We start from the raw sequence: 20,626 nt of genomic DNA, 5'->3' as shown, positions 1-20,626 counted from the left end.
TCAGTAACCCAATGCCTTTCTGATCTTTTCCGGAATATCTTCAAACTTGGGATACTTATGCTTTTTGCCATCCGGAAAGATCACATAGTAAGTTCCATTTAGGACTTCCATATAATAGTTTCCCTTCTTCTTTTGCCCTATAGAAGATTTGTCCATTTCCTTGACCATTGCCTGGTATCTGGAAGGAAGTTCTTGCCAAGAACCGTAAACTTGGATCTCTCCCGCATGATTCACGGTATACATTCCGTTCTCATGCATGATCTTGATCCCGTTATAATCGAAAACTTCTAGAACATTTACTTTAGGTTCTTTCTTTTTGGGTTTTTCATTCGGATCGAAACTCACAGGTTCATCCGAGGGAATATTATAATGAACCACTGATTTAGAATCGTGTCTTCTATTTCGAGTAAGAAGTATATAAAGATAGGAAAGGCCGGACAAAGCCAGCGCAGCAAAAATCAGATAATCAAAATGTCTGGCTATCCATCCCATCACTTCAATCTATACTCGATCGCCTTGCATGCAAACGGAACAGGATCTCCCGCCTGGATCCAAAAGCTACATTTTTCAAAAGCGACTGAGGCAACACAGTTATCAACGTCCTTCTTTCTTTGTTTTCCCGGAACTAAGGAGGTAATTTGCCTACTCGATCCGCATTCTGCGTCTTTCGCGGCGTAAGCTACCATGATCTTAGTACCTGCTTCTCCGAATGTATAAAAATCATCGTCCACATTGGAACAATTCAACAAGCCGGATAGGAAGATCGTAATAAGAATTAGGCTTTTACAGGCAGTTCTAAAACTTAAAGAGTTAAATTTCATGCTCCGGCTTCTTAGGTGGTAATAATCGTATTTTTTCATCCAAAGGAAGATCTACGTCTCCTAAAACGGTGTTGTATCTAACACTTCCTTTCATTCTCAAATTCGGATCTTTTCCAGCGACTAGGTTCGTGACTACTAAAATTCCAAGTAATAGTTTATCTTGGTTCTCTCTCTTTTCAAAGCTTGTTTCTATCCTGAGTTGAACAACGGTTTTGGAAAAAGCAGGAACTTCTGTTTCTACTTCCGAAATTACCCGAGCTAATTCTGCGTCTTTTCCATCTGTGCCGGAGGTAATCACTCCAAGATCGAATTTATAAATTTTAACGGAAGAATCGTTCGGGTTCTCTATTTCCAGCTTAGAGATCATCGAAATCTTAGGAGAAGGTGGAAAAGGCAAAATTTCTACCCTTTCCGTTTTGGTTTCTAAGATCCGAAATTTACAAGCTTGTAGTTTTTTAACATTCTCCCTTAAGTCCAACAAACAGGAGCTGAAAAGGAAACCAGCTCCTATAAGGAAAACCAAAATTCGAAACATTTTAAACTGACTGGATGGAATCCCCATCAAAGCTCCCAACCATTGGAAATAAGAACTTTTCCTCTGGTCATATTATTTGCATACTCCTGGATTGCTTTATCCGCTTCTTTAAGTGGATATTTAGCGGCAATCTGAGTTTGAAATTCTTTTCCTAAAAGGGAACGGATTTCCGAAGTAATCTTCCAGATTTTCAAAGGACTTTGCCGAGGCATCCAAGAAGAAAGCCAGTAACCTTCTATCTTTTTGTCCTGAAAAATACCAAGTCCTGCATGATAAGAAATAGGCTCTTCTGATAATGCACCGTAAACCACACATTTACTTCCGTAAGGCATAGCGGCCAATGCTCTTCCAGTGATATCTCCTGCAACCGCATCCAACATAATAGTAGCATTTAGTTTATTGGAAAGAACTCTAAGTTCCCTATCGAAATTTGGAGAGCTGGAATCCAATACATGCTCCGCCCCTAAAGATTTGAGAAGATCTACCTGTTCTTTTCTTCTTACTACATGGATTCCAGGAATTCCTTTCTTATTAGAAAGTCTTAATAACATTTTTCCTAAAGCAGAAGCAGCAGCCGTCTGAACGTAGGCTTTATGTTTTTCTCGGATGACTTGGTCGAGCAATGCCCAAGCGGTGATTGGGTTTACGAATAAACAAGCGCCTTGTTCCAGGCTAACATCTTTTCCTAAAGTAAAACAAGAATATGCATCAGTGATCATGTATTCTGCATAAGGTCCGTCGCCTTTATTTGGAGCAACACATGCAACCGGTTTACCTACTAGAGAATTCGCTCTCCAACCTCCGCCGCTTGCAATCACCAAACCGCTTCCTTCAAAACCAGGAACGACAGGAAGCTTTTTCTTAATTCCGTAAAGTCCTCTCATGAACATTAGGTCGGACGGATTAATAGAACCTGAATGAACTTTAAGTAAAACCTCTCCCTTCTTTAAAGGTTTAAGTTCTTTTTCAACTATCTTGGCTCTTCCAGGTTCGTTACTATATTCTTTCAATTCGTATGCAAGATACGATTTTGGTATTTCGAATTTTTTTGCCATTTGATTACCCTCTCACTCTTCGTCCTTTAACATCAGATGCTGGATCGCTTCCGGTTTATTTTCTAGTATATGATTTTGTATAAATGCTTCTGCATCTTCTTGTGTTTTGATAGAAAACCAATGGCCCTTCGGATAAGAAACCTGCACAGGACCCAACTCACAACGATCCAAACATCCTGATTTTTGGATTCGGATCTTACCTTTTAATCCTAACTCTTGTATTCTCTTTTTCATATAAGCGAGCAATTGAGGAGATCCTTTCGGACCGCAAGAAGGCCTTTCTCCTTCTGCTCTGACATTCTCGCAGACAAAAACATGCTTATCAAAATACATTGGGCCTTGCCTTTCCTCCTATTTTCCTATATAGGCAAAAGCTTTGAACCCATTTTTTCAGAGATTAGTTTGAAGCTCTAACGGTTGCCAGAACCGAAAAAAGATTTTTTTATGGTCTAAGAGGCTCGATTCCCGAGTATTTACTCATATTTGGAGAATAAGATGAAACGATCCGTAATACTAATTTTATTATCCTCATTATTGCTTTCTTTATCCTTCTGCAAAAAGGAAGAGAAGCCTGTGTTAGAGACAGAAAAACCTCTATTCGAAAAGGTTTTGTCGGAAAACGATAAGATAATTCAATTTCTCTTAACAACGGAGAGTGTTTCTCCGGATGTAAGTGGTTTAATTTCCTCCTTAAATTCTTTGGAAGAAGCAAAAGGCGGCTTGGAATCTTCCGCACTAGAAATGAAGAATGTATTGGAAGGGGCAAAATCTTCGGATGTAAGAATATCCTTTGAGGCCTACTCTAAGTTTAGTGAAATTTTAGCGAGCAGTATGAAAACCCATGGACTACAGTCTGGAAGAAACCGTTTCTATTGTCCAATGGTCAAAAAGACATGGGTATTTTTCGGTATGAAAATCCTGAATCCATATGCCCCGGATATGCGTGATTGCGGTGATCTTATTCCCTGAAAATAAAAGACAACAAGAAAGAACCTGTCTAGCGGGAGTCTCCGAGTCCAAACCCTGTCCCGGCAATTGTAGGGATTTTTACAGGGAATCGAATTGGAATGATTCCGGTGAACAAGCTTGTTTTGCCTTCGAAAAATTAGAAAAATTTTTAGAAGGAGTTAGCTCATTCTCAGTTGGAGCCACTGCATTCCAACAAGCACCCGCAGATATCTTAGAAAACTTTTCCACAAGATCCGAAATCGGTTTCGATCTGGTCAGATACTTTCTTTCTATTTCTTCTCCGGACCAAGTCATGTCCACAATCCTAGAAATGGATGATTCTTTACTTTATAGGATCGTAAAAGAAGACTTTAAAATATTCCAAAAACTTAGAAAAGAGAAGAAGGTCTTCGGAACTGAAACTAATTTTTTAGATTCAAAAGCCGCTCAATTCTGGAACGGACTTCCTCCGGAAAGAATTTCCAAATTTATATTATTCTGCCTTAGGACCAAAAAAGATAATATATTCGCAGCCAGATTTTTAGGACTGATGCCGATCGAAACTCTTCTCATGCTTGGAGAATCCTTAGGCTTAAAAAGAGAAGAAGAAATAGAACTCTACAGAGGACTAGAAGACTCTCTTTACGAATTCCCGATCCGATTCCCAGCGATCTATCCCCATCTTCTCGAATTATTCTCCGAAGATCCTGAGATCAATATTATACTTTCCACAATGGAAGGGCTTGTAGAAAGAAAAGAATCCCTATTAAGAGCAAGGGAAGAAGTATTAAAAATTATAGAAGAAGCTCACAAAAAGAACTCTCACCAAGAAGTATTAAATTATCTGAATACTTTGGATAAGGACGCTGCTTTAGAAATTTTAGGGATGTTAGAAGAGCAAAACCATATAGGCTTTTCCGAAAAAAGCCTATTATCCGCTTATATCAAAGGAGAAGAGTCCGACTTTATCACCTTCGGAAAAAGGCCACAAGTTTTTAGAGTGAAATAAAGATCTAAAGCCCCGCAATCCAGCGGAAACTTTTAGACCCTTTCTTCTACCTCGTATTCTTTGAATAAACTCTTTTGATTTCCCATATCGCTTTGGAATTCCACAGGGTAATCCGAGGTAAAACAAGCATTGCAGAACCCCCCTCCCCTATGTTCGCTCACCGCTTTGTGCATAGAATCCACTGAAAGATAAGCAATGGAGTCCACTCTCAAATACTTTCGGATCTCTTCGATGGTATGAGTAGCAGCGATCAATTCTTTATGTGTCGGAATGTCTATCCCATAATAACAAGGAGAAACAGTAGGAGGAGCGGAAACTCTTAAGTGGATCTCGGTAGCGCCTGCGTTTCGGATCATCTTAATAATCTTACGGCTGGTGGTCCCTCTCATGATGGAATCGTCCACGATCACAACACGTTTTCCATCCACTACATTCTTCACTACGTTGTATTTGATCTTAGCACCGAAATCTCGGATCTTTTGATCCGGCTCGATGAAAGTCCTACCCACATAGTGAGAACGGATCAGTCCAGATTGGAAAGGAATTCCGGAAGCTTCCGAATATCCAAGAGCAGCGATATTTGCAGAATCTGGAACAGGGATCACAACATCCGCTTCGACTGGAAGTTCTTGTGCGAGTTGGTTTCCGAGTGCCTTACGGACTTTATAAACAGACTCGCCAAAAATATTGGAATCAGGTCTCGCGAAATAAATGTATTCGAAAATGCAAAGAGCAGGTTTTGCAGGAGGGAAAGGATAGAAGGAACGGGTTCCTGTTCTATCCACAACGATCATCTCACCCGGCTCCACGTCTCTTTCGTAAGTGGTGTCGGTGATATCGAATGCGCAGGTCTCGGACGCGAATACGATAGATCCGTCATCCCTTCTTCCCATAACCAAAGGACGGAAACCGTTCGGGTCACGAACCGCGATCAATTGGTTTTTAGTGAGAACTACAAGAGAATATGCCCCTCTCACTTTTTTCAGAGCAGATGAAAGTGCAGAAAGCAGATCAGTCTCTCCGGAACGCGCCATAAGGTGGACAATGACTTCTGAATCGATTGTGGTCTGAAAAATAGAACCTTCTTTTTCCAATTGGGAACGAACTTCCCAGGAATTTACCAGGTTTCCGTTATGAGCCAGAGCGATTGGCCCTAAATGGGACTCAACTCTGAGAGGTTGAGCGTTCCTTAAGAAGCTCGCACCAGTGGTAGAATAACGATTATGCCCGATGGCCGAACTTCCGGTTAGTTCACGGATCTTGCCTTCGGTAAAAATATTGGCTACGAGTCCCATCCCGGCGTAGCGGTAGAGATGTTCTCCGTCGGAGGAAACGATCCCGCTCGATTCTTGGCCCCTATGCTGCATGGAGTACAGGCCAAGGTAAGTGAAATTGGCTGCTTCGGGAGAATTAAAAATCCCAAAGATAGCACATTCTTCTTTTGGTTTGTCATCTCGGACTAGGGTCCGTAGACTGGACGTATTGGGAATCGAACTCATGGTCCCCCTTCCGACGCTAGTCTCCCAGGTCGCCTTTTAGATGCAAATACAATCCGATTATATTGTCGTAGACAACGTTCGAAGCCTACAGTTGGCATTGATTACTCTCTCTCAATCCGATTGCCTCTCTATTGATACGGAATCCAGCGGTTATTACACCTACTATTCCAAAGTTTGTCTCATCCAAATATCCTCTAAGGGTAAAAATTATATCTTTGACCCTATTCGTTTGGACGATCTCACCGGGTTAGGACCTCTATTTGAGAATCCGAGGATCTTAAAAATATTTCATTCCGCTTCGGACGATATCAAAGCCCTGAAAAGAGACTTCGGTTTCAAGTTTATCAACATCGCAGATACGATGTTCAGCTCTCGTTTATTAGACTTAGAACAGAACTCTTTGTTGTATCTTGTGGAACATTACCACAAGGTCAAACTTTCGAAGAAGGAGCAAAAATCCAACTGGGAAAAGCGTCCTCTAGAAAAAAGTCAGCTCCAATATGCGGCTCTAGATACAGTTTATCTGGAATCCATTTGGACTAAAATGAGTGAGGAACTCGGAAAACGTAAATTGTTAGACGAAGCAGTTTCAGAGTTCGCGAAAATCGCGGAAGAAGAGCCTGAACCTTTCGAAGGATTTTCCATCAATCTAGAAAAATTCCCCAATGTTCTGGAATTAGGGTCCGACGAAAGAAGAGCACTTCATGATACTTTAGGATTCCGAGACGAAAAAGCAAAGAAACTGAATAAGGCTCCTTTCAGAGTTTGGAACAACGACAAAGTTTTGGAATTAGTCAAGTCTCGCGGAGAATTGAATAAGCTCATAGACATATTAGGCAAAAAAGACGCCGAAAATTTATACCAGGTTTATAAAAATCCAAGTGGGCCTCCGATCCAAAAAAACGATCTATTCAAAAGATCTACTGAAGATTTGGCAGGAGAAGAAGCAGACAGATTTAAAAGATTAAGGCAATGGAGAGAAACAATCATGTCCATTCGCCGAATGGGTCACAACCTGATGCCGTCTAATAAGAATATCGCGGAGATTGCAAAAAGAAATCCTAAGACTATCGAAGAGTTAAAAGAGTTAGGGATCTTTTCCAATTGGAAGGTGGAAAATTATGGACCTTCTATTATAGCAGCAATGCAATCCAAACCTTACGAGACTACCTTGTCCGGTTTGATCCCGATCAAAAAGAAATTTGATTAGATTAGAATTAGATAAACTAAAAAAGGAACTTCCATTTTTACCGGAAGGAGAACCAAATTTGCCGGAAGATGTTGCACATTCTTCCGTGGTCATGCCCGTGTTCCAAAAGAATGGACAAGATGGTTTTCTTCTTCAAAAAAGAAATCCAAACCTTGCTTCCCATCCGGGACAGATCTCATTTCCAGGTGGAGTCAAAGATCTAGAAGATAAGGATCTATTACATACTGCTCTCAGAGAGTGGGAAGAAGAGATGGGAGCCCCCGACAAAGAGCTATCCGTGATCGGAAATTACAGAGGACAACTCACTCACACTGGATTTCACATCACTCCCTTCTTAGCTAAATACTCCGGAGATTTTAAGTTCGAATTCAATCCGGAAGAAGTAGAAAAAATTATCATATTGGAGTTAGATAGACTTTGGGAAGCTCCTTTCTATAGTATTAAGAGAAGAAGGAAACCTGACTCACCTTTATTAGAGGTATTTTACTTCGATATCGTCGAAGGACTTTTATGGGGAGCCACGGCCAGGATCATAGTGGACTTCTTAAGAGAACATGCAGGCTTTGATCGTTCTCCCATTCTAAGAACTCCTAACCTGAGTTCTGCGCCTTTCTTGGACGTGAAAAAGCCCGAATAGTTTCAACATAAAACGGAAGATCCAAGGTTTTTGATTTTTCTTTCTTTCTATTTTTTTATCGCACCTTTCAATTTTTCTTCTAACCATTACGTCTCTAAAAAATGTAGTCCTACGAGGTTTTCCACTTCAGGGATTCCAAAAGTGGACCGAAATTATATACGACATAATTTAAAACCCTTTTCCGGGAGTTTTAAAGTTCGTATTCGAACTTCGAAAGGCATTTTACATAGGAGCATTCCAATGAGCAAAATTAAGGATCTATTTAATTCAGACATCCGCACTAGTTATCTAAAAGAAAGCTGGAAAGAAGAGGACTGGTATGAGTCTCTCGCTGGCAGACCTGGCATTGAACAAAAAATCCCATACTTTAAAAAAGGTGAAACTTCTTCATTGAAGGTGGCGGTTCTGAGCAGATGACTCCAGAAGAAAAGGAAGCCCTCTTTCGTAGTCTAGATGAGATCAGATTCGCCATCCAAGCAAGTCAGCCTGGTGGAGAATACAAAGCAATCCTATATAGCATTCCGATAGTGGGGATCATCTTCGGATGGTTATTATTATTCTTCCTATTCTTTTGGTGGTATCGTCAAAGAATGGCGATCATCAAAGCAGGTCTTTATCAAAAAGAAAAATTCGATCTGCGTCTTTATTCCTTCTTCTTAGGGCTAATACTTACCTTCGTTGGTGTAGCTCTCTCCGGCACTTTTATTATTGTATTAGGAAAATCTTTAGCAATGCTCGGAGGATTGATCCCTCTCGGCACCGGCTTAGGTCTTCTCTGTTATTATAAATGGTCTCCTAGGAAGTGAATCGGTCCTTCCCGAATCCGATCCTTTCATAATAGGTTTATTATCACTCCCATGAAACCGGAAGAACCCATCCTATGCGATCCGGAGGATTGGGCCAATATTCAAAAAGTTCTAGCCGGAGATTTCGAATCATTCGAGCAACTCGTATTGAAGTACGAGGCAATGGTTTATTCCCAGGCAAAAAAAGCATTTCGTAATGAAGCAGAGGCAGAGGACTTTACCCAGGATGTTTTTCTAAAAGCATTCGAAGGGTTATCTACATTTAGAGGAAAATCCAAATTCTCCACTTGGGTATTCTCCATTGCAAGAAACGAGATCATCCGTAGATATCGCAAAGAACACCCGGAGATAGATGCCCCTATTGATACATTGCCCAGCGAAAAGTTGGGAGATAATTTCTCATCTCAAGAATCCGAAGTATTAGAAAAGGAAACTACGGAAAAGATCCGATCCCTGGTGGAAAAGTTACCCGAACTATATCGGAAACCTATATCGTTACACTACTTCGAGAATATGTCCTATAAAGATATCTCCGAAAATTTAAACTTGAAAATGAACACTTTAAAGAGTTATATTTTTCGAGGGAAAGAAATCTTACGCGATTGGCTGAAAAAAGACGATGAGCACGGAAAAAGATAAACTTCCCGACGAGTTGCGGGAGCAATTGGATTTTTTTGTAAAACCTCCGGAAGGCAGGTTGAATGATAACGTACCACCCATAATTAAGAAAAAAGTAATGCTTCATTTGGTACATCTGAAGCATATCCGGCTTATTCTGATCACCATCCTGATCTTGGCATTTTCTCCTCTTACAGTTCTTCTCTTTACGGATTGGAACTTTCTCTTCCAAACGGGGATTTTGCATGCTATTCTAGCAACTAGCGGCTTTTTGTTCCTGCTTTTTACGGTCCTGATAGGGATTTATCTTGTGCAAAATAAGAGTCCCTATACCAAGGAATGGAAAAACAAGTTAGGATTCGACGAATGAAATATTTCAGTTTTGGGATCGCCTTATCTTTATTGCTTACCTTCGGAAACCAAATCTCCGCGCAAGAGAAACAGCCTGAGACCAAATTAACTGCAAAAGAATTCTTAGAAATGAAGTTAGACTCTGTCTTTCCGCTCATCCAAAATATGAGCAAAAAAGAAGCGGATGTTCTAATCACCCAGATCAGGGAAGAAGCCAGAAAATCCTGGGCCCAATCGGATAATTATTTTTTCTTAGTCGAACACCTCACTACAATCAAAGCAATCGAAGAAGAACAGAGCAGATTAAAAGGTTTACTTTGGGTTTATATTTTGGGTCTGGCTTTATTTTCTGGATTCGTTCTTTATGTCCTTTTCCGTCAGAGAAAGCTAATCAACGAGTTAAACGAAATTATTAAGGACAAAGACTGAGCGAAAGCTCCGTTTAATTTAAAATTCAAAAAGGAACATATTCCTTTTTGTTTACTGGTTGTCATAAGAATGAGCTCGGAATATTCTTTTTCCGGCGATTGTAATGTTTGTGTAAACCTTTTGTAACGGTTTTCTGACAATCTGAAGGGATGGAACCTATCCAAATCCAAGGATCCTCCAACCCGCCGATTAACGATAAAAATCCTCCGAGGCGTAGGAGAAAGAGCTTCAGCGAATTTATGAAAAATGCTTCCGGCAGCCCAGGCCAAAAAATCCTCGTAGTAGATGATGAAGAGGATATCGCAGAACTGATCAAATTTCATTTAGAAGAGAACGGTTACCAAGTAGACACCTGTCAAAACGGTTTAGAGGTGCTTCCTAGGATCGAAAAAAATCTGCCCGACTTAGTAGTATTAGACCTAATGCTCCCAGGTATCGGCGGAATGGATCTTTGTAAAAGGATCAAAGAAAAATATTCTCTGCCAATCATCATGGTTACCGCAAAATCCGGAGAGACTGACGCAGTCTTAGGACTTGAACTTGGCGCAGACGATTATGTTAGAAAGCCATTCTCGACAAGAGAACTCATCGCGAGAGTTCGCTCCGTATTGAGAAGGTCTGGAGAAGGAGAAGATGAGCAAGACCAAGAAGGAAATATCACGGTCGGCAAAATTTTCCTGAATCCAAAAGCTCATAAAGTATTCATCAATAACGAAGAAATCGATCTTACATTGATCGAGTATAAAATTCTCTATCTGTTTATGACGAATACAGGCGTAGCGTTTACCAGAGACAAGCTTTTAGATAAAGTTTGGGGTAAAGATATTTACGTGACGGATCGCGCTGTGGATGTTAATATTAAAAGACTCCGGGACAAACTAGGAGAAGAGAAGGAGAGGTTGGAAACCATCCGCGGGATCGGTTACAGATTCAATGAGGCGTAGCTTATTTTCGAAACTACTCTAAAGTAACTGGCTTCTACTCGTTTTCCTCATGGCTGTCGCGGGGATCGTCTTCTTTTTAGAGGACCTGATCAACCCTGACCTAAAAATACTTTTATTCTCCGCTTACATCCTACTGGCAATGTTCGGGACTTTTTATATGTCCTTCTCCATTGCCAGAAGTGTAACCCAAACACTCAACCAGATCGAAATGAAAACCGGAGAGATCAACGCCGGGGATTTCGGCTCCGAGTTGAGTCTTCCTGAGATCCAAGAGTTAGCTGATCTTGCAGTCTCCATCAATCTGATGTCGGGACGTTTGAAACACCAATTCGTGGATCTGACCATCGAAAAGGAAAAGTTCGACTCAGTATTACAAAACTTGAAAGAAGGTGTATTCTCCGTCGATCTGGAAGGTTCCATTGTTTTCCAGAACAGAAGTATTCCTGGCTCCTTGATCGAACCTAATTCAGGTTCCAGAAAGGTAGAAGACGCCGTCAAAGATCCAAGATTGCTCGATTTTATCAAAAGGAATCTTTCCGGAAAGGGTGAACCTAAAACGGAATTGGACCTAAGCCAAAATTTTTACGCCATCAAAATGTATCCTCTTAGAACGAACGGGAACATCCTGATGTTCATTGGTGTGATCCGAAACATCACAGAAGAAAAACAATCCTATCTGATAAGAGAACAGTTCGTTCAAAACGCTTCTCACGAATTAAAAACACCTATCACTTCTATCAAAGGCTATACGGAAACCTTGTTAGGCCGTTTAAAACTTTTGGAAGAAAGCCACGAAAAAAGATTCTTAGACGCGATCTCTCGAAATACAGACAGAATGGTTCGTATCGTAGAAGACATGCTAACGATCACCAGAATAGAGAATCAAAGTGCAATCGCCCAACCTGAGGAATTCACTTTAAAATCTTTAGTAGAAAATCTTTCTTTCACTGTGGATGGCGTTATTTCTCCAAAAGGACAAAAACTTGTAATAGATATGCCTTCTCCGCTAACTATTTCTGCGGATTGGGTTCTTTTGGAACATATGCTCTTAAATTTGATCTCGAACGCTTCTTCTTATTCTCCAGATGATAAAACAATCACTTTGAAGATCGCCAAGGTCGAACCTGACTCTGTAAATTTTCAGGTCATAGACCAGGGGATCGGGATCAAGGACGAAGATAAGGAAAGAATTTTTGAAAGATTCTTCCGAGTGGATAAAAACAGATCCAGAAAAGAAGGCGGAACAGGCCTCGGACTTTCTATCGTAAAACATATTGTTAGATTACATCACGGCTCTGTCAAAGTTTTCGATAATCCGGAAGGCGGGACTATCTTCTCCGTAACCCTTCCGTTAGTGTATTCTGAAATTTCAGAAGTTTGAAATCCAAGTAATACGCTTTTCCTAAAACGGCCCTAACACGAATATAGAGATTCTATATATAAAGGTTAGAACATGGATTATCCTAAGGGCTTTTTTTCATTTGGAATAAATATAGGTATTAAAGACAAAACCAAAGATTTCGGAGTGATCTATTCCGAAAAACCCTGCAAGGCGGCTGCGGTATTTACTAAAAATAATTTTCCAGGCGCGCCAGTCATCGTAGGAAAAGAACATTTACGAGATGGGGTTTTGCAAGCGGTAGTTATCAATTCTAAAAACTCAAATGTTGCTACTGGAGAAAAAGGGATCTCGAACTCCAGACAGATCTGTTCCGAGATCGCAAAGTCTCTTGGTATCGCAGAAACTTCCGTACTACCTTCTTCCACAGGAGTGATCGGAGTACCACTTCCTATGCAGGTAATTCTTCCTGCATGTGCCCAAGCAAAATCAAATTTAAAACCGGGCAATCTAGAAGAAGTAGCAGAAGCTATCATGACTACGGATACTCGCAGAAAAATTTCCGTGAGAAAGATTAAATCTTCTAACGGAGAAGCTGTTATCTTTGGTATGGCGAAAGGTGCTGGGATGATAGAGCCGAACATGGCGACTATGCTTTCCTATATTCTCACTGACGCTCAAATAGAAGGAGAAGTTTATCCAATCTTAAAAGACTGCGTGGATTTAAGCTTCAATTGTATCACAATAGATTCGGATACTTCTACTTCCGATACTGTTGCCTTACTTAGTAATGGTCTTGCAGGTTCAGTCGATCCTAAGGAATTCAAATCAGCACTTTTAGAAATATGTACTGATCTTGCCAAAGAAGTGGCTAGAGATGGAGAAGGTGCAACCAAATTAATCGAAGTCCGTATCAAAAAATCCAGAGACGAGTCCCAAGCTAGAAAAATAGGTAAATCCATCCTGAATTCCCCTCTAATCAAAACTGCAATTTACGGCGGGGACCCGAATTGGGGAAGACTGGTCATGGCAGTAGGTAAAGTTTTCGATGAACCTATCCCTTTTGACTCATTGGAAATTTATTTCGGAGGACTTCCGGTCAAAGGTGCAGATCCGGAAACTCTCAAAAAATTATCTGAGTATCTAAAAAAGAATTCCGAGATCTTCGTCGATGTGGTATTGAATACCGGAAACAAAGAGATGGTGTTCTGGGGATGCGACCTGACCGAAGGTTACGTGAAGGAAAACGCATACTACACAACCTAAGTTTGTCGAATCCGTATCGAATTCCTGAAACGTGAAGACCTATTTTTCCGATCTACGACTTATCTCTTCGGCTATTACTGTAGCCGTACGATTACTTTCAGTATTCGTAGTCCTAGGTTTATATGAACTCAGTATTTACCTTCTTCCTAAAGAAATAGAATTCGTAAGCGAGATTGCAGTCCTAACTTGTTTAGTTTTTGGAGTTTTTGCAATATTGCCAATTCAAGAAAAAATTTCAGGATTCTTAAAATCTACATTCGTTTCTGAATATCTGAGTGATGACCCTGGTTCTTCTAGATTAGCTCACAGAAGATTCGATTCGGAAGGATTGATCAAAAACGTATTTCCTGAATTAGTAAGATTAACTAATAGTAATTTCGGAAAATTAGCGATCTTAAAGAATGATCTGGTCCATTACGAATTATATACATACGCCCACAAAAAACAAAGAAGAGTAAACACGTTCGAAGGGATCAACCCTAGAGCAGCGCTTCTTACTTATATATTGAATAAAAGATCCGGAGCAATGATAGGAGAACCGGATCAAAATAAAATTATCAACGAAGATTTCGTAAGCTTAAGAGCAAACTTCATTCTTCCTTTTGTGTTTAGAGAAAAACTTTTCGGTTTCTTAGCGGTTTCTAATATTCCAAAGGACAATGTAAGACATGAACTTGGTTTCTTAGCGGGAAAATGCGCGTTAGCAGTCCATAATCAGATCTTATCTTCTCAGATAGCGGAAAATAAAAAATACAGAAAGGAATTGGAGAATGCGGGCAAGATCCGCAAGTTTTTGGAATCTCCGGAACCTCCTATGGTTGGGGATATTAAAATAGATCTATTATCCAGAGAACCCGGCGAACTTTTGGAATTTTTCCAAAGTCCTTCCGGAGATTTTTATTTCGTATTCCTACGCTTGAGCGTAACAAATGCAGTTTCTGTTTTAGCTCTTTGTTATATATTGGGAACCTTATATTCTTCTAGAATAAGCGGAGAATTAAAGAATATTCTTCAGATCAAATCTTTAGTAGAAGATAACTTAAAAGAGATCTCTTGGACTGAAAGATACGATCTCGCAGTAGGAATGGTAGAGAAGGAAACAGGTAAGATATCTCTTAGATTCGTGGGAAAAAATTTCAAATTGTTCGATGCTTCTAAACCGGACAGAAACTTAGCATCCATCGGCTGGGAGAATATAGAAACTCCGGGCAAAGATGCACTCTTCTTAACTTGGAATGATCGCAATATTATTTCTTTCCAACATTTGGGGATACAGCCGTGAGAAATATCCTGATCGTATTTCTTTCAGTAATCCTCTTCAGTTTGATCCTATTTTCGGGATTATTAAATTCTTATTCCAAAGAAGCGAGACTTCCTTTTTACTTTTATCCTAACGGAAAGATTGCAGTGTCCAGCGAATCTCATGCTGATCTAGTCGGAATGAGGATCGATCTAATCGAATATGAGATCGTTCGCAAACTTGGAGCAGATTACGGATTATCCTCGTTTCATTTTTTTGCAAAAGAAGGAAGTGTAGTCAAAAGTCTTTCTTTAGACATGAGATCCTCTTTCGAAGTGTTGAAGGATTTCTTACCTGATATATTTTTATCTTTATTATATTTCTTAGTGGCGATTTGGTTCTTCTTTTACACTAGAGACTTATACATTTTCTTATTATTCGGGTCCTTATCCTCTTTATTCCTATTTAACTTCTTCTTATTAGCGTTTCACGATTTCCTTTTTCCATTTTTCTTCTTCTTATACTTCACAGGATTTTTGATCTTAGATGTTTCCTTTAGATTAAGAGGGAAAGAAATACCGTCCAGATGGTTTGCACCTCAGGTAATTTTTTCTTTGGTAGCAGGATTCGTAGGACTTTCTCAAAAAGGAAATCCGGATCTATTCCAGTTCTTATCCGTAAATGGAATGTACTTCAATGTATTCTCTGCTGGTATTTGTATCTTGCAGTTGGTATTCCACACATTCAGGAATAAAGGGACTTTTCAGGAAGTTTCTAAGAAGTTAAGCATCGTTTTAGCATTCTTCTTAATTACGATTGTTCCATTCTTAATGGCGGAATTAGGATCCACCAAAAGTTTTTTCATGATCCGTCCTTATCTGATGGCGGCCCTGATCTTATTTCCTGTTCTGATCGTATTCGGGACCTACACTTATTCGTTAGTTCCAGTCCAGATTGCTTTTAGCTCTTCCTTAACTTCTATTTATTCTATCTTGATCTTAACCTTTGGATATTTATTCGGTCTGGAATTTTTTGTAAGATGGAATCCCGGATTTTTGGGAAAACACCAAAGAGAATGGAATTTATTCTATGTAGTGGCTGCAGCTTACTTCCTTGGCTCATTGAACAATAAATTGTATAAGTGGATAGATTATTGGAGTTTTAGAAATAATCCTAAACTCCACACTGCATTAGAAGAATTATCAGTAATGATCGGCGCTCCAATCTCTATGAGAGCTACGATCAATAGCTTGATACGCAGGCTTGTAGACGCTTTGGAAGTGAAAAAACTCCAGATATTGATCCCTGCGGATAAATTTTCTGGAACAGACCTTAGGAATCTCAACTTCATCCGAATTCCTTACGGATCTGAGATTTGGACCTATTTCGAAGATCATACTGAAGTTACGATTACTTCTCACCTCGCGTATGGATTAGGGATTAGAGAGTCTGTGTTTAAATTTTTAAATCAGATGGAAGTTCAATTAGCTTATCCTTTATTCAATTTTGAAAAAGGAAAAGAGGTGATCGCGGTATTCTTGGTCGGAGAGAAGATCAATCGTAAGAATTTCACACTAGGTGAGCTTAGATTTTTAAAAGAATGTACTAGATTAGCATCCTTACTCATCCGCAACTACTCTCTACTAGTAGATGAAGTAGAGAAAAAAAGGATCGTTAGAGACCTAAATATGGCAGCGGTCTTAGATAAAACTCTTCATTTACCTGAGTTAGAGACCATAAAATCGGTTCGATTAGGCTATTTTACTCTTCCTGCAGTAGGAATTTCAGGAGATTATCTAGATATTCTCAAACTTTCTCCTAAAAAGCAATTATTGTTCTTAGGGGATGTATCCGGACATGGACTTGGGTCAGGCTATCTAGTTTCTGCAGTAAGAGGAATTATTCGCCGTCAATTGGGCAATTCTTCTTCTCTTCCTGATATTTTTAGAGCGATTAATTTGTTTTTGATCGAGAGATATAGAGGAAGTGAGTTCATGACTTCTATCGCAGGCATATATAACGCTAGTGATGGAGCGTTTTCATTCGTAAATGCAGGTCATACACCACCAATTTGTATTCGAAAAGGTGGAAGAATAGAACTTAGAAATGAAACTCAAAGAGTATTAGGTGTTCTACCAACTGATTATAGAATCTTAACTATTCATTTGAATCCAGGTGATAAATTAGTTTTGTTCACCGATGGAGTGACTGAAACGTTCGATGATAACGAAGAAATCTTCGGAGAAGAGAATCTTTTACGAATATTATCCTTAAATCATGATAAAGATGCTCAATCACTAGCTGATCTTATCAAAAAAACGCTAGAAGAGTTTAGAAATTACAAAGAACCTAGCGATGATATCTCTTTTGTTTGTCTAGAAGTTTCCGAATAAGTATCACTTAGTGTGAAATCAACTTCTTAAAATTTTTTTCCTAAAATTAATTAAAATACTTTACAATGAAAAGTAAATTGCTTAATTATGTCACTATCCAAGACCTTTCTTGATCTTTCATATTCTATGAAGGGCAATAAAGTTCTAATACATGGAGGACGTCAATGGTTGCAAAAAAGAAAGCAGTCAAGAAAGCAGCTAAGAAAAAAGTAGCTAAGAAAAAAGCTGCTAAGAAGAAAGTTGCGAAAAAGAAATAACTAACTTCAACAACATCTCTTCCGTACTTGATACGGAAGAAATGAAGCTTAAACCCGCTTCTTTGAGGCGGGTTTTTTATTTTATAGCCCTTCTTTATTAGTATTTTCCGATTTTCTAACGGATACTGTTGTAAAAATACAACACTTTAGGTGTGATCACTTAAAGATTTAGATATTTCATCACGTCTTTCATCTCATCTCTGAAATCCGGCAGTGTATTTCCGTAGCTTTTAACTAGTTTCGCCTCTCCTTCTTCTGAAATTTCGAATAATCTATACTCTTTTTCAGTTTTAGGAGAGTTCTCTAGCTTAAAAAACTTAATAGCATGCTTGCTATAGCGGTTATATGCAGTGAATTTATGATAATAGAAGCCTTCTTTCTTAGAATTTACCGGGTAAGGAAGGTAATATTCAGCTCCTAATACTAAAATATTCGGTGTAACCACTGCCATTCTAGTCCAAGTAGCAAGATTTAAGGGATAATTCTCTTCTAGATAAGCCTTTTTATGGTTCTTTTCCCAAACACTTAGGATCTTTTTACGACTTTCATCCGCTTGTTTATATCTTTCTAGACCATTCAAACAGATTTCCATCAAAGAAAGAAGCTGCAATGACTCCGAATTAGATGATTGAAGTTCTTTTTGGACTAGTTTTTTAGCGGAGACGAAGTCCTGAGAATATATATTGTCCCAAATTTTTTCTATCGCAGCTGCAGAAGTCTTATCTTGAGCGTTTAAACTTACATTTAAAAAGTTAAACGCTAGGAATAAGCCGAAAAGGATCACAAATTGTTTAGAGATAAAAGCATTCATTCAAAAATTTGTTCAATCAGATCGTGGATTGTCTCTCAGAGTTATGGATCCACTTAGATTGAGTGGAATCTAATAAAGAAAAGAACTCTTCAGCACCTTTTTCTTCTATAAAGACCCTTTCTTCCTCTGAAACAGGGATTAATGCTAGAAATTTAATCGGATTTCCTCTTTCAGACTTCAAATCAGTTAATTCAGGGAATCCTTCTTCTTTTCCTATCTCTCTGATAACAAGAGAGCTAAAACTTAAGTACAAAGCTTCCGGATCTCTTCTACTCATCGCGACAGAATGTCCATGACCAAACCATTTTCCAATGACCCAAGGATAACGAATGATCTCTCCGATTTGGTGAGGGACCCAACTTTCGGATCTATCTTCGTCTGAAACTTTTACTGCGCAGACTAACTCTATTCTCGCATAGTTTTCGTAATCTTTTCTGTATAGTTCGACAGATGGAAGATTTTGTGCGCTCATACCTACTGTAGAATATACGTAAACACCTGGCATATTCTTAGGAGCAAATCTTACTATTCCTAGTTGTGGATATTTTCCACCATCGGCGGACCAATACTTATCGTGTTTACCAAATACATATTCTAGATACGCAAGTCTGGATTCTTGTATATTCTTCCAAATCCCTTTGGTAGACCTATATTCCCAAAAATTTCTGTCTTGGTTGATACGATCTGGGATTACTCCGTATTCGGTGTTACCTAATGGATAAGCAGTAATCGTATCCATTTTTGCAAACTTAGAATATCCGTGAAATCCTTTGATACCGGACCAAGGAGGAAGATATGCAATCAGTTCCTCTTTATAAAATAAAGAAACTCCGTTTCCTTCTTCTGACCAAATGAAATGGATCTCTTTAGGATCGAATTCAGGTAGCCCCTTAGGATCTGTAACTTCTTCTTCTATTAAGAATGGCGCGAGACCCGATCTTAGATCTGCATCTGTTCTTGCTTTAGGTGCGTCGATTCGATTACATACCCATACGGACTTGATCGCAAAGTCGGGGCTTTCTTCTGCTTGTAAATAAAGATAAACGGTTCTTCCGTCGTCTTCTAAATACGCGGTTAAGGATCCGTAAGGATTTGCTTCTTGGTATAAAATATTAGGTTCTGCGGTTTGATTCATTTAATAGGAATGTCCACTATCCTGGAATTGAATTCGTCCAGACGATGCTGGATCTTCTTCTCCATATCCTTTTCGAAAAGAATATCAGGAAAATAGGCGCTGGCATTTAGAAGTCCTGTTAACTCAACCTGATTCCATTTTTGGTAGGTCCTTAAGCTGTCCCAGACCAGAACGGGAATACGCTCCCCTTCTTTCTTACATTTAACGAAGGTATCTATCGCTTTGATAGGTGTGAGTAATTTGTTCTTCATAGAAGTTGAAATCCGCCCAAGGCCATTATCCCTGGTATCCGGAAGGATTCAAGTCGGTTCCAACATTAACGAGGCGAGAAAAACGAAGGCCGGGGCATCCTTTCGCCCGGCACTTGGACCGTAGGTTAACGGTGAAGGAAGTTACGTAAAGGTTCTACAAAAACCTTTTCTCTGGTTTTTCTTTCCTTATATTGTTCGAAAAGAATCAAGAAAAGGGCTGTTGCTAAAAACATCGTTTCCATATTAATTTCGACGGACATAAATACGGAATCCCACCTCGTTCGAGATAGGTTTTTGGAAAAAAATTTCTGAAAAATCGAAAATTTATCCCTATATGCAGGGTAGAATATGTTCAGGATAACGCTTGTTTTGCAGCGTCCTTGAGTTGTTTGATCAGTTTGGTTCTGAGCCTGTCCGGAATTTTGGTGGAGATCTCTAAGGTTTGAACGAATATCTCGGCAGCCAAATCCACCATTTCGCTCATTTTAACGTCATTATCTCTGGGGATATGAACGTTCTTCGCCCCGGCAGAAGAGGATTTTGTCCGTTTAACTACCTTCTTTTTAGGTGTGGGTTTCTTTTTCTTTTTTTGGACCATTGTTACTGAGTGCTTAGGGTCCGTACCTTACCTTCTCCCGATTCGTATTCTACTCGGATTTTATTCCTTTTCTAAAAAAATTCCGAGTACCCTATAACTATCTACATGATCCATAGAGAGACTTTTACTTCCAGGTCTGTCTGAAATAGGTCTTTCGGTGGAGATTAAAACTTCTTCTCCCCTTTGCCATTTACCTTCCGATTCAGAGACATAGAAAAATTTGGAATATTTACGTAAGTCCAAACACTCTTCTACCGTTTCCCAATGTGCAAAAAGGGAACGAGTTACCTCAGTATGTTTGGAATCTGGCACTAAGATCCTTTCTTTTCCAAGAAAGGTCCTAACTTCTCCAGTTCGAATGTTCTCCGCAGTAATAAACAAGAATATCGTCCCCTTCACAAAGATCAAATCACGGAAACGGTTCTCGCATTTTCTTTTCAGATATCCCGTGCAGCCGGGGTTAGGCAACCTCAG

At 39.4% G+C, this 20,626-nt stretch carries 25 protein-coding genes; 14 read left to right on the top strand and 11 right to left on the bottom strand.

Features of this window, described 5'->3' with window-relative positions:
• From CH352_RS00240 to CH352_RS00220, 5 genes are read right to left on the bottom strand one after another with little or no spacing between them, the layout of a single operon-like run.
• Window positions 1–492 carry a hypothetical protein gene (locus CH352_RS00240; RefSeq protein ID WP_100708033.1) on the bottom strand — a complete coding sequence of 164 codons (492 nt, stop codon included), beginning with the start codon at window positions 490–492 and terminating at the stop codon, window positions 1–3.
• Window positions 492–821, bottom strand: a complete 330-nt coding sequence (locus tag CH352_RS00235; RefSeq protein ID WP_100708032.1) for an LIC13255 family lipoprotein — start codon at window positions 819–821, stop codon at window positions 492–494. Before CH352_RS00235 ends, CH352_RS00240 begins: the two co-directional genes overlap by 1 nt.
• Entirely contained in the window at window positions 811–1,356 is a 546-nt protein-coding gene (locus CH352_RS00230) for an LEA/WHy family protein (RefSeq protein WP_243396446.1), read from the bottom strand. The genes CH352_RS00235 and CH352_RS00230 overlap by 11 nt, the downstream gene beginning before the upstream one ends.
• Window positions 1,357–1,382: 26 nt before the next feature.
• Window positions 1,383–2,411 carry a zinc-binding dehydrogenase gene (locus tag CH352_RS00225; protein WP_100708030.1) on the bottom strand — a complete coding sequence of 343 codons (1,029 nt, stop codon included), beginning with the start codon at window positions 2,409–2,411 and terminating at the stop codon, window positions 1,383–1,385.
• A 12-nt stretch (window positions 2,412–2,423) separates the two neighbouring features.
• Entirely contained in the window at window positions 2,424–2,744 is a 321-nt protein-coding gene (locus CH352_RS00220; RefSeq protein WP_100708029.1) for a (2Fe-2S) ferredoxin domain-containing protein, read from the bottom strand.
• A gap of 162 nt (window positions 2,745–2,906) precedes the next feature.
• Here CH352_RS00220 and CH352_RS00215 point away from each other — a divergent pair, with 162 nt between their 5' ends.
• Together CH352_RS00215 and CH352_RS00210 are read left to right on the top strand one after the other, a co-directional pair.
• Window positions 2,907–3,380, top strand: coding sequence for an LIC13259/LIC11441 family protein (locus CH352_RS00215; protein WP_100708028.1), 474 nt, complete (start codon window positions 2,907–2,909; stop codon window positions 3,378–3,380).
• Window positions 3,340–4,368, top strand: coding sequence for a hypothetical protein (locus tag CH352_RS00210; RefSeq protein ID WP_207766720.1), 1,029 nt, complete (start codon window positions 3,340–3,342; stop codon window positions 4,366–4,368). The genes CH352_RS00215 and CH352_RS00210 overlap by 41 nt, the downstream gene beginning before the upstream one ends.
• A gap of 32 nt (window positions 4,369–4,400) precedes the next feature.
• Here CH352_RS00210 and purF read toward each other — a convergent pair whose 3' ends face one another.
• Window positions 4,401–5,867, bottom strand: a complete 1,467-nt coding sequence (gene purF / locus CH352_RS00205; RefSeq protein WP_100708026.1) for an amidophosphoribosyltransferase — start codon at window positions 5,865–5,867, stop codon at window positions 4,401–4,403.
• Between the two features lie 40 nt (window positions 5,868–5,907).
• Between purF and CH352_RS00200 the strand changes: the two genes are divergently transcribed.
• The 12 genes from CH352_RS00200 to CH352_RS00140 all read left to right on the top strand — a co-directional run bounded on the left by CH352_RS00200 (window position 5,908) and on the right by CH352_RS00140 (window position 17,100).
• Window positions 5,908–7,077, top strand: a complete 1,170-nt coding sequence (locus CH352_RS00200) for a ribonuclease D (RefSeq protein WP_100708025.1) — start codon at window positions 5,908–5,910, stop codon at window positions 7,075–7,077.
• A complete protein-coding gene (locus CH352_RS00195; protein WP_100708024.1) occupies window positions 7,070–7,714 on the top strand; it encodes an NUDIX hydrolase in 645 nt (214 codons plus the stop codon). Before CH352_RS00200 ends, CH352_RS00195 begins: the two co-directional genes overlap by 8 nt.
• A gap of 240 nt (window positions 7,715–7,954) precedes the next feature.
• The gene (locus tag CH352_RS18960) at window positions 7,955–8,131 is read left to right on the top strand and encodes an LIMLP_16695 family PerRB-regulated protein (protein ID WP_086448547.1); all 177 of its coding nucleotides are present in this window, start codon (window positions 7,955–7,957) and stop codon (window positions 8,129–8,131) included.
• Entirely contained in the window at window positions 8,128–8,520 is a 393-nt protein-coding gene (locus CH352_RS00185) for a hypothetical protein (RefSeq protein ID WP_100708022.1), read from the top strand. The genes CH352_RS18960 and CH352_RS00185 overlap by 4 nt, the downstream gene beginning before the upstream one ends.
• A gap of 51 nt (window positions 8,521–8,571) precedes the next feature.
• Entirely contained in the window at window positions 8,572–9,159 is a 588-nt protein-coding gene (locus CH352_RS00180; protein ID WP_100708021.1) for an RNA polymerase sigma factor, read from the top strand.
• Window positions 9,140–9,508: a hypothetical protein gene (locus CH352_RS00175; RefSeq protein WP_100708020.1), complete on the top strand. Its 369-nt coding sequence runs from the start codon at window positions 9,140–9,142 to the stop codon at window positions 9,506–9,508. The genes CH352_RS00180 and CH352_RS00175 overlap by 20 nt, the downstream gene beginning before the upstream one ends.
• Window positions 9,505–9,918 (top strand): hypothetical protein, encoded by a 414-nt coding sequence (locus CH352_RS00170; RefSeq protein ID WP_100708019.1) that lies wholly within the window; start codon window positions 9,505–9,507, stop codon window positions 9,916–9,918. Before CH352_RS00175 ends, CH352_RS00170 begins: the two co-directional genes overlap by 4 nt.
• Window positions 9,919–10,157: 239 nt before the next feature.
• A complete protein-coding gene (locus CH352_RS00160) occupies window positions 10,158–10,862 on the top strand; it encodes a response regulator (RefSeq protein WP_008590830.1) in 705 nt (234 codons plus the stop codon).
• Between the two features lie 49 nt (window positions 10,863–10,911).
• Window positions 10,912–12,243 carry a HAMP domain-containing sensor histidine kinase gene (locus CH352_RS00155; protein ID WP_100733498.1) on the top strand — a complete coding sequence of 444 codons (1,332 nt, stop codon included), beginning with the start codon at window positions 10,912–10,914 and terminating at the stop codon, window positions 12,241–12,243.
• Window positions 12,244–12,315: 72 nt separating this feature from the next.
• Window positions 12,316–13,467, top strand: coding sequence for a bifunctional glutamate N-acetyltransferase/amino-acid acetyltransferase ArgJ (gene argJ, locus CH352_RS00150; RefSeq protein WP_100708016.1), 1,152 nt, complete (start codon window positions 12,316–12,318; stop codon window positions 13,465–13,467).
• 31 nt (window positions 13,468–13,498) lie between these two features.
• Window positions 13,499–14,749 (top strand): hypothetical protein, encoded by a 1,251-nt coding sequence (locus CH352_RS00145; RefSeq protein ID WP_100708015.1) that lies wholly within the window; start codon window positions 13,499–13,501, stop codon window positions 14,747–14,749.
• A complete protein-coding gene (locus tag CH352_RS00140; RefSeq protein WP_100708014.1) occupies window positions 14,746–17,100 on the top strand; it encodes a PP2C family protein-serine/threonine phosphatase in 2,355 nt (784 codons plus the stop codon). Before CH352_RS00145 ends, CH352_RS00140 begins: the two co-directional genes overlap by 4 nt.
• Window positions 17,101–17,517: 417 nt before the next feature.
• On the opposite strand, the gene CH352_RS00135 is transcribed toward CH352_RS00140, so the two are convergent.
• The 5 genes from CH352_RS00135 to CH352_RS00115 form a co-directional block, all read right to left on the bottom strand.
• A complete protein-coding gene (locus CH352_RS00135) occupies window positions 17,518–18,168 on the bottom strand; it encodes a hypothetical protein (protein ID WP_100708013.1) in 651 nt (216 codons plus the stop codon).
• Window positions 18,169–18,184: 16 nt separating this feature from the next.
• The gene (locus CH352_RS00130; RefSeq protein WP_100708012.1) at window positions 18,185–19,303 is read right to left on the bottom strand and encodes a suppressor of fused domain protein; all 1,119 of its coding nucleotides are present in this window, start codon (window positions 19,301–19,303) and stop codon (window positions 18,185–18,187) included.
• A complete protein-coding gene (locus tag CH352_RS00125; protein ID WP_100708011.1) occupies window positions 19,300–19,554 on the bottom strand; it encodes a hypothetical protein in 255 nt (84 codons plus the stop codon). The genes CH352_RS00130 and CH352_RS00125 overlap by 4 nt, the downstream gene beginning before the upstream one ends.
• Before the next feature lie 352 nt (window positions 19,555–19,906).
• Window positions 19,907–20,152 carry a hypothetical protein gene (locus CH352_RS00120; protein WP_100708010.1) on the bottom strand — a complete coding sequence of 82 codons (246 nt, stop codon included), beginning with the start codon at window positions 20,150–20,152 and terminating at the stop codon, window positions 19,907–19,909.
• A gap of 60 nt (window positions 20,153–20,212) precedes the next feature.
• Window positions 20,213–20,533, bottom strand: coding sequence for a hypothetical protein (locus CH352_RS00115; protein WP_100708128.1), 321 nt, complete (start codon window positions 20,531–20,533; stop codon window positions 20,213–20,215).
• Window positions 20,534–20,626 lie beyond the last annotated feature (93 nt).

The organism is Leptospira hartskeerlii (assembly GCF_002811475.1).
Taxonomy (GTDB): Bacteria; Spirochaetota; Leptospiria; order Leptospirales; family Leptospiraceae; genus Leptospira_B; species Leptospira_B hartskeerlii.
This window is presented reverse-complemented; position numbering and strand designations above follow the sequence as displayed.